Genomic DNA, 1,408 nt, shown 5'->3' on the forward strand with positions numbered 1-1,408 from the left:
GCGGTGCCCCGCCGTCCGCCGCGGACGTGTGCGGGCCGCCGTCCTCCGCCGGCCGGCCGGCACCACGGCCCGCGGCCGCGCCCGCCGCCACGCTCATCGGCTCCGTCCAGCGCGCCATGCGCCTGCTGGAGACCGTCGCCTCGCACGCCTACGGCGCCCCCGCCAAACAACTCGCCCGCGAGACCGGGCTCGCCCTGCCCACCGCCTACCACCTGCTGCGCACCCTGGTGCACGAGGGCTATCTGCACCGGGACAAGGGGCTGTTCTTCCTCGGTGAGGCCGCGGAACGCCTGGCCCGCGGCGGAGCACAGCAGAAACGTCGCAGCATGGTGGCGGACACGCTCGCTCACTGGCGCGATTCCATCGGTGTGCCGGTCTACTACGCCATGTACCGGGACGGCGAGATCGAGGTCATGTGCGTCGCCGCCTCCCGGCAGGCGCCGGCGGTCGAGGAATGGGCGGACTTCCGCGAGACCGGCTACGCCCATGCCATCGGTCAGTGTCTGCTCTCCCAGCTGGACGAGGAGGCGCGGCGCGACCACCTCGCGCGCTATCCCGTGCGGCCCGTCACGCCGTACACCGTGCGGGACGAGGACGCGCTGCTGCGGCGGTTGGCCCGGACCCGCCGGATGGAACCGACGGTGGAGCGCCAGGAGTACGCCGTCGGGACGGTCTGCGCGGCGGTCCCCATCACGGTCGGCGCCACCGCGGCCACGATGGCCATCTCGCTCCCCGCCCACCAGGCCGACCGGCTGCTGCCCGCCGCCCACCGGCTGCAGACGGAGATCGGGCGGCACCTGGGGTCGCTCACGCTCTCTATCAGTATCTGAAAACTCACTCCTTGTAATTCATCGTGTACGTTCAGCAAGATTTGAGCACGGTCAGAGGGATCGATCCCGGCCAGTCGACGTCATATGACGGGGTAGTCAATGCGCGAGTCCGTACAGGCAGAAGTCATGATGAGCTTTCTCGTGTCGGAGGAGCTCTCCTTCCGCATCCCGGTGGAGTTGCGCTACGAGACCAGTGATCCCTATGCCGTGCGGCTCACCTTTCATCTGCCCGGCGACGCGCCGGTGACCTGGGCCTTCGGGCGCGAGCTGCTGGTCGACGGGGTCGGCCGCCCGTGCGGGGAGGGAGACGTGCGCATCGCCCCTGTCGATTCCGAGGTGCTGGGCGAGGTGCTGATCCGTCTTCAGGTCGGCGGCGACCACGCCCTCTTCCGCTCGTCGGCGCCGCCGCTCGTGGCCTTCCTCGACCGCACGGACAAGCTGGTGCCGCTCGGTCAGGAGGGTGCACTGGCCGATTTCGACGCGCATCTGGACGAGGCCCTGGACCGCATCCTGGCCGAGGAGCAGAGCGCCGGCTGAAGCGTTACGGCGAGGGGGCGCGCCGCCGGTGACGCGCGGCG

Annotated in this window: 2 protein-coding genes; both read left to right on the forward strand. The window is 70.7% G+C overall.

Going from position 1 to position 1,408, the window contains the following annotated elements; all coding sequences use genetic code 11:
* Positions 1 to 116: 116 nt before the first annotated feature.
* Positions 117 to 830, forward strand: a complete 714-nt coding sequence (locus H5J33_RS35205; RefSeq protein ID WP_181798710.1) for an IclR family transcriptional regulator — start codon at positions 117 to 119, stop codon at positions 828 to 830.
* Positions 831 to 929: 99 nt separating this feature from the next.
* Entirely contained in the window at positions 930 to 1,367 is a 438-nt protein-coding gene (locus tag H5J33_RS35210; protein ID WP_181798709.1) for an SsgA family sporulation/cell division regulator, read from the forward strand.
* Positions 1,368 to 1,408 lie beyond the last annotated feature (41 nt).

The organism is Streptomyces sp. WELS2 (assembly GCF_013870595.1).
Taxonomy (GTDB): domain Bacteria; phylum Actinomycetota; class Actinomycetes; order Streptomycetales; family Streptomycetaceae; genus Streptomyces.